This window comes from Elusimicrobiota bacterium, from assembly GCA_041658405.1.
Lineage (GTDB): Bacteria > Elusimicrobiota > UBA5214 > JBBAAG01 > JBBAAG01 > JBBAAG01.
In genome coordinates this window covers 64932-72171 of record JBBAAG010000009.1, presented here as the reverse complement: position 1 = coordinate 72171, position 7240 = coordinate 64932, and the positions used below count along the sequence as shown (strand labels likewise).

The window sequence follows — 7240 nt, the reverse complement described above, 5'->3', positions numbered from 1 at the left end:
GGGTATGACCATTTCTATGTCGGGCCGGAACTTGAATATTTTTATTTCAAAAATTCAAGCGGAACCGAACTTCTGGATAAAGGCGGATATTTTGACCTTACCCCGCGGGATGAGGCGATAGATTTGCGGAGAGATACCGTGATTGCGCTTGAACAAATGGGTATTAAGGTTGAGTATTGCCATCACGAAGTCGCACCGAGCCAGCACGAAATTGATCTTAGGTATACCGATGCGCTGCGGATGGCAGATAATGTTATGGCCTACCGGCTGGTAGTAAAAGAGATTGCGTATAAACATGATGTTTACGCAACGTTTATGCCCAAACCGTTGATTGGACAGAACGGGTCCGGGATGCACACGCATATGTCGTGCTTCAAGGGTAGTAAAAACGCGTTTTTTGATGCCAAGGGACAGTATTTCTTGTCAAAAGATGCACAGCAGTTTGTTGCGGGGTTATTGAAGTATACACCGGAAGTATCGTCAATTCTTAACCAATGGGTAAACTCGTATAAACGGTTGGTTGCGGGATACGAAGCGCCAGTATATCTTTCATGGGCGCAACAAAACCGTTCTGACCTTATTCGTGTACCTATGTATAAACCCGGGAAAGAGCATGCGACACGTATTGAGTTACGTTCACCTGATCCTTCCTGTAACCCGTACCTCGCGTTTTCCGTGCTATTACGTGCTGGGTTGAGGGGGTTGGAAGAAAAACTTGCGGTACCTGAACCTGTAGAAGAAAATGTTTATGATATGCCGTTAACGGAACGTAAACGCCGGAAGATTGATATGCTTCCGGGGAGTTTATATGAGGCGTTGCAGTTAACCGAAAAAAGTCAGTTAGTGAAGGATACGCTTGGAGAACATATGTTCACCGAATTTGTGGAGAACAAAAAGGTTGAGTGGGATAATTACCGTAAGTTCGTTACAAATTACGAACTTGAGAAGTATTTGCCGATACTGTAAAATTTAGTTAGTTGTTCTTTTTAAAGAATATTATTTATTTTACTTGATTAATAATAATAATGTAGTACAATATCTTAATAGATTAATGTAAAGAGAGGTTTGGAAGGGAATAGCTGAATTCACCAGCGAAAGTTAAATTAACGTGAAAAATAAACATCTTAGAGCGTAGTTTTCTGAGAAGGGTCGAGTAGAGTATCGGTTGTGGAAGAAAAGCAGTAGCAGTTTTTTGAATTAAAAGTTTGCTAGTGCGAGGTTAAAGAATAAGAAAAAGGATGAGTAAGTAAGAATGGGTATGAAATTATTTGTAGGCAACTTGAGTTTTACAACAACGGACGCAGAGCTTAAAGAAGCGTTTGCAAAAGCAGGGACAGTGACCAGCGCAAGTGTAATTAAAGATAAATACACGGATAAGTCGCGCGGGTTCGCTTTTGTTGAGATGTCAACAGAAGAAGAAGCAAAGAAGGCGATCGAGATAGTTAACGGCACCGAAATCGGTGGGCGTAAAATTAACGTCGCTGAAGCGCGCCCTCCGCGTGAACGCAGTGAAGGCGGCGGCGGACGTGGTTTTGGTGGCGGTGATCGTCCTCCGAGACGGGACCGGTTCTAAGAACCAGCGTAGTAGTTTAGATATACGTAGCGGAGAACAATAGTTTTACCGCTTCTTAAAATAAACTAATAAGTGAACGGGGATACAGAGAAATAGTTTTCTATATCCCCGTTCTGTTTTTTCTATTAAACACGGGTAATTTTGTATAATACATGATATGTTACGCATAATCGCAGGGAAATATATACGACGGCAATTGAAGACTTTGCCTGGGCTTGAAGTCCGGCCGATACTTTCACGTATAAAAAAATCGTTGTTCGATATTATGACGCCGAAACTGCGCGGTGCAATGTTTCTTGACCTCTATGCCGGTAGCGGGAGTGTGGGGATTGAAGCGTTATCCCGGGGTGCAAAAAAAGCTGTGTTTGTAGATAATAACCGCCGGTCTGTGCGAATAATTACACAGAATCTTCAACTTTGCGGGATAAGGGTTCCAGAAGAAGCTGAAGTTTTACCGCGGACGGTTGACCCTAGGTTGTTTATTCCATATGAATTTAACATAATTTTTGCCGGGACGCCGTATCATGATGATACCGGCGCGTTTGTTAAACTTGGAGTGAATACCGTGGAGATAATATCCGTGCTAAAAATATTTCGTCCCGGTGCGTGGGTCATAGTTCAGCATCATGATACTGAAAAATTACCTGGTTCTGTTGGAACCCTGGCATTGTTCCGGTCTGAACGTTATGGTGATACCGTTCTTGACTTTTATCGTGCCTAGTGGATATACTTGTATATTAAAAGTTAATAAACCGTTTATTTTTATGATGACATGGGAGGAAGTTCAGATGTTCGGGAAGAAAATGTGTTTTTGTGTATTAACGATTCTTTTGTGTATATCATCTATTGTATACGCAGATTTTCAATTTCTGGTTTTTACGGATACCCATATACTTTATCCCACAGGGTATACAAATCCGCGTGCACAGGCAGCGGTTACAATGGTAAATAGTATGAGCCCGGCACCAAAATTTGTTGCAAATCCAGGCGATATGGCTGAAGCCGGGTTGAGAAGAGAATATGATATGTACAAAAGTATAGTAAAAAACTTTAACTCATCAATTGCATTATATGAAGGTTCACCGGGGAACCACGATTCTATTCGCGGAGCGGGCTCCATAAACTACCGTGAACGCGTGGGTGCTGCGCGGAGTAGTTTTATGTACGACGTTAATGGTAATCATTCCAGTGCCGCAGGGTTTGATCCCACAAAAGCATACCATTTTCTTCTCCTCAACGGAGCAATGTGCAACAACGGCGATGACGGGCATATGTCCCGACCGGAACTTGACTGGATAAAATCTACTCTCGATGCCAGTCCTGTGGCGAGTATCGGCGGGCCTGTGGTATGTTTTTTACATCATCCGGTTGATGAAACTGCCAGTACCATGGGTGAAGGCCGGTATGTTGATAACGCGCGGGTGTTAGTGGAACTATTAAAAAATTATAATGTTACACTAATGTTATACGGGCATGTGCATAGTAAAAAGAATTATACCGGGACCAACGATAACGTTTCAGCGTTTTCGTTTGACGGTGTTATGGATGAAAATACAGCAGGATCAGGTATATATGGCGGTGTAGGGGTAATAAACATTTCACCTAGCAAAATTGAAGTCCGTGATTATCCCACAAACGGTACCCTAAGTGCACCAAGAGGTACGATAAACCTTCCCGCACCGCGGTATCCTAAGATAACATTTAATTCACCGGTGAATGATGAGTATCTCACAGATACAACTAAAGCGGTCAGCGTAAAAATTGAATTATACCAGGGGCATATCGCAGGAATTACTTCCGCGTATTATCAGATAGATGACGGGGGCTGCCCTGCAACAGGTGATCTTTTTGCTAATACATATTTCAAACCTATGACAGTTGTACAAGTAAGTTCATCAGTTGCAACGGCAACGGCGAACGTAGATTTTGCAGCGTGCCTTGCGGAATATGATGCGCTTAATAGCAGAACCTTAGCGGCACCGTGGTATCAGATAAACGGGATACACAGGCTTAAAGTACGGTTTGATACTACCGACGGGAAAAAGTGGTATCGTAACGTTTGGGTGAATGTTAACGTAAGAAAAACGGAGACCGACGATTATGCCCGCGCGTCAGTATGGAGAAAAGATGTCGGCGCAGATATACAAGCGGATATGGCTGTGGCAAACAATAATTTGTATCTTAACCCATACGGCAGATATGCTTTTTGTTATGACATAAACGGTACAGAGATATGGAAATTTGATAAAAATAAGTATGGCGAAGCGTTAGAAGAAAGTTCCGGCCCGGCAGTGGACGGACAAACAGTGGTGTTTGGTTCATATAACGGAAATTTATTCGCAGTTGACGCGTCCAGCGGAGCGTTAAAGTGGCGTTATACAGTTCCTGATGACCCGGCAAATGAGGTTAGTTTAGGTTATCCTGACTCGCCTACGTCAATCTACGGGACGCCGAGGATTGATAACGGCGTGGTGTATTTTGGCGCAATTGACGGGGATTTATATGCAGTTAATTTAACTGACGGCAAGCTTAAGTGGAAATATGACGGCCGGGCAACTACCCACGGCGGGTCGGTAATACAGGGCCACAAGGAAATGTGTAACACCCCGGTTATATTTAACAACGCAGTGTATTTTACTAACTGGTCCGGGTATATGCATGCAGTAACACTTGCCGGTGCAAAAAAATGGGAGTCATTAGTAGCTACAAGTTTCTATTATGCTCCTGCGATCTCTGACCCTGTAATTTCAGGAGGATGCGTTTTTGGTGCGGGTGCACCAAGGTCAGGATATACTGCCGGGTTAATCTGTGTTGATTCCGCGGATGGTACTGTTAAATGGAGCACACAAAATTCGCAAGCGACCTGGAATTCATTAGGCGTGAATGAAGCGGGAACGCATGTTTATATCAAAAGTACAAATGGTTATATGAGAGCATACACCGTAGCTTCCGGCGGATCGCCTGTGTGGAACGTCAGATTATATGACAAGGCAGGTGAAGCTGTTGCAGAAACTAGGAGAAGCCGTGTCATAGAAAAAGACGGTGTGGTTTACGGGCCGAGCCGGTTTAACGGTTTGGTTTTTGCGGTAAAAGATAACGGTAACAGCGGGTCATTGTACTGGAAATATCGTGCGGGTGTAGGAACGGTTACGAGTGCAATGGTTCCTTATGGTGAACGCGTGTATGTCGGTACATGTGACGGTCATCTTATGGCTTTGGGGAGAGTATCGACTAAAGCGCCAAACCCGCCAACTGATGTAACTGCTGTTGCTACAGGTATTGCCGGGCAGATACGGGTTATATGGAAACCATCATCAACAGGTGATGCGTCTGCAGGATATAGGTTGTATAGGTCTAACTCAAATACAGGGCCATGGGATAATACCACAAAGATGTTGGACCAAACAGTAGAAACGTCGTATATAGATACTGGGTTGACTAACCGTACTAGGTATTATTATGTAGTAAAGGCATTTAATAATATAGGTGATAGCGCAGTATCTGCTGTAGCATCCGCAGAGCCAGTTGAGAGTATAACAAAACCTAACGCACCGTTTAATCTTCAGACAAAAAATAATGGTAAAAGTGGAATGATAGAACTTTGGTGGTCAGCGCCGGTAGTGGATACAAACCATACCGCTGCAATCGGGTATACTGTGTGGGAATCAACTACGTATTCATCAGGTTATGATTCTGTGATGACAAGTACAGTAACTTTTAGTACCAGGATAGGTTTGGTTAATAGTACAACCTACTACTTTAAGATAAAGGCGTTTAATTCTGCTGGTGAGTCTGACCAGTTTTCAAACGTATCATTTATGTATCCAATAAACGACGTCTCACCGCCTGGTGTACCCGCAGGATTTAGTGCTGTGAACACAAGCGAAGGCGGGAAGGTTAAGTTATCATGGAGCGTAGTTTCTGCTTTGGATCTTCAGGAATACAGGCTTTACCGGTCTGAAGTATCGGGTAATTATGACTCATCAAAAGTTGTTGCTGTGATTTCAAAAACTCTTACGAGCTACACAGATTTACGGTTAGAAAACGGTAAAAAGTATTACTACGTATTAACTTCAGTGGATAGTACAAACAAAAATGAAAGTATGTATTCTTCAGAAGTTACCGCAATTCCTACCGGTGTTGGGGAAAAGCCTATTCCGCCGGCAAATCTTGCATTAACTGATCTTGGTACCGGTGGGAGTTTGAGTTTGAGGTGGGACAGTGTCGAAAATACTGAACACTACAAACTTTACCGCGGGAACCAGGCGAATGGCGTGTATTCAATAGTTGTAGCAACCGGAATAAAGTCGGAAACTTATATCGATACAGGGTTATTGAAAGGGACAACGTATTTTTATAAAGTACGCTCAGCGGATAATGCAGGGAATGTCAGTGATGATTCGTCTATGGTGTCTGGTTATACTACCGGGGTGGATACAACCGTTCCAACAGCCGTCCAGGGTTTAGAGGTATCAAGTACCGATGATGGGGGTGAGATAAAAGTAGCGTGGAACGCAAGTACAGCGGATGAAGACGACATCGCGGGCTATCGCGTATACTACTCTTCAATTTCTACCTCGGGACCGTTTGAGTTATTAGCAATGGAACAGTATCAAGCGGATATCGCAAGCCAGGATTTTGTGCATGTCAGCCTGGTAAATGGTGTAACATATTATTATACTGTTACGGCATATGATACTTCAGGTAATGAAAGTACAGTTCTTCCTGCCACGGGGACATATGCATCTTGTTCCACGGACATGATTGCCCCGGCAGTACCGGGTATTCCGCAGCTAGTAACAGTGGCTTCAGGTAAACAGTTGTTGGTAAACTGGACGGAAAGCGCAGATACGGATGTCGCGGAATACCGTATTTACCGTTCAGAAACCGGAGAAAACGGAACGTATTCTGAAGTTAATGTTGTAAAAAAAGGGTTTACATCAGTTACTGATTCAGGATTGAAGAATAATGTTCCGTACTGGTACCGTATAATTGCGGTGGATGCTAAGGGTAACCCCAGTGGGTATACACAGAGCGTGCAGGGTACGCCGGTTGATTCCGAACCACCGGAAACACAGGATGTTAAGACAGTACCTTCAGTAATTACAAAGTTAGGGCAGTTGCTTGTAAAGTTTGCTGTTACGGAACCTTTGAAAGCTGATCCTGTCGTAAAGATAAATAACCGTATTGCCACAAGGACGTCTATGGTAATACAGAACGCTGTGATTAACTATACTTACGCGTATATTTTAAAAGAAACAGACCTTGTTTCAGGGCAGGTGTTAAACGTGCAGGTTGATATGGAAGATGAAGCGGGACTAAAAAAGTCAAATATTTACTATGTCAGTTTGAATATCAGTAAGACAGAAAATCTTATGCGTGTTATGGGTAATAAGTTAGACGGCACCAGTAATGCAAAAGCTGTTATACAATACTATCTCGTTGAGGATGCGTCGTTTATAAGGTTAAAAGTGTATAATATGGCAGGTGAACTCGTGAAAATTATTAATGGTGACCAAAAGAACGGGTGGGGTGCGATTGAATGGGATGGAACAAATGAGGAAAATAAGAAGGTGTCTAACGGCATCTACTTTACCTATCTTGAATCAAATGTTTTCAAGCAGACAGGTAAAGTGGTTGTCATAAGGTAAAGGAGAGTTTAATAAC

Annotated in this window: 4 protein-coding genes; all 4 read left to right on the top strand. The window is 43.1% G+C overall.

The genetic code is table 11. The features are described 5' to 3' along the window. Positions 1-966, top strand: a 966-nt coding sequence (locus WC955_03360) for a glutamine synthetase (GenBank protein MFA5858085.1), incomplete at its 5' end; no start/stop codon positions are given. A 286-nt stretch (positions 967-1252) separates the two neighbouring features. Continuing rightward, on the top strand, positions 1253-1573 hold the full coding sequence (locus WC955_03355; protein ID MFA5858084.1) for an RNA-binding protein: 321 nt from the start codon (positions 1253-1255) through the stop codon (positions 1571-1573). Positions 1574-1730: 157 nt separating this feature from the next. Beyond that, complete coding sequence (rsmD, locus tag WC955_03350) at positions 1731-2294, top strand: 16S rRNA (guanine(966)-N(2))-methyltransferase RsmD (GenBank protein ID MFA5858083.1); 564 nt, start codon at positions 1731-1733, stop codon at positions 2292-2294. 67 nt (positions 2295-2361) lie between these two features. Continuing rightward, positions 2362-7224: a PQQ-binding-like beta-propeller repeat protein gene (locus WC955_03345; GenBank protein MFA5858082.1), complete on the top strand. Its 4863-nt coding sequence runs from the start codon at positions 2362-2364 to the stop codon at positions 7222-7224. Positions 7225-7240: the final 16 nt, after the last annotated feature.

Bases quoted from the DNA above. Each gene is read 5' to 3' on its own strand.
- WC955_03355 (MFA5858084.1), top strand. From the start codon at position 1,253: ATGGGTATGAAATTATTTGTAGGCAACTTGAGTTTTACAACAACGGAC.
- rsmD (MFA5858083.1), top strand. From the start codon at position 1,731: ATGTTACGCATAATCGCAGGGAAATATATACGACGGCAATTGAAGACT.
- WC955_03345 (MFA5858082.1), top strand. From the start codon at position 2,362: ATGTTCGGGAAGAAAATGTGTTTTTGTGTATTAACGATTCTTTTGTGT.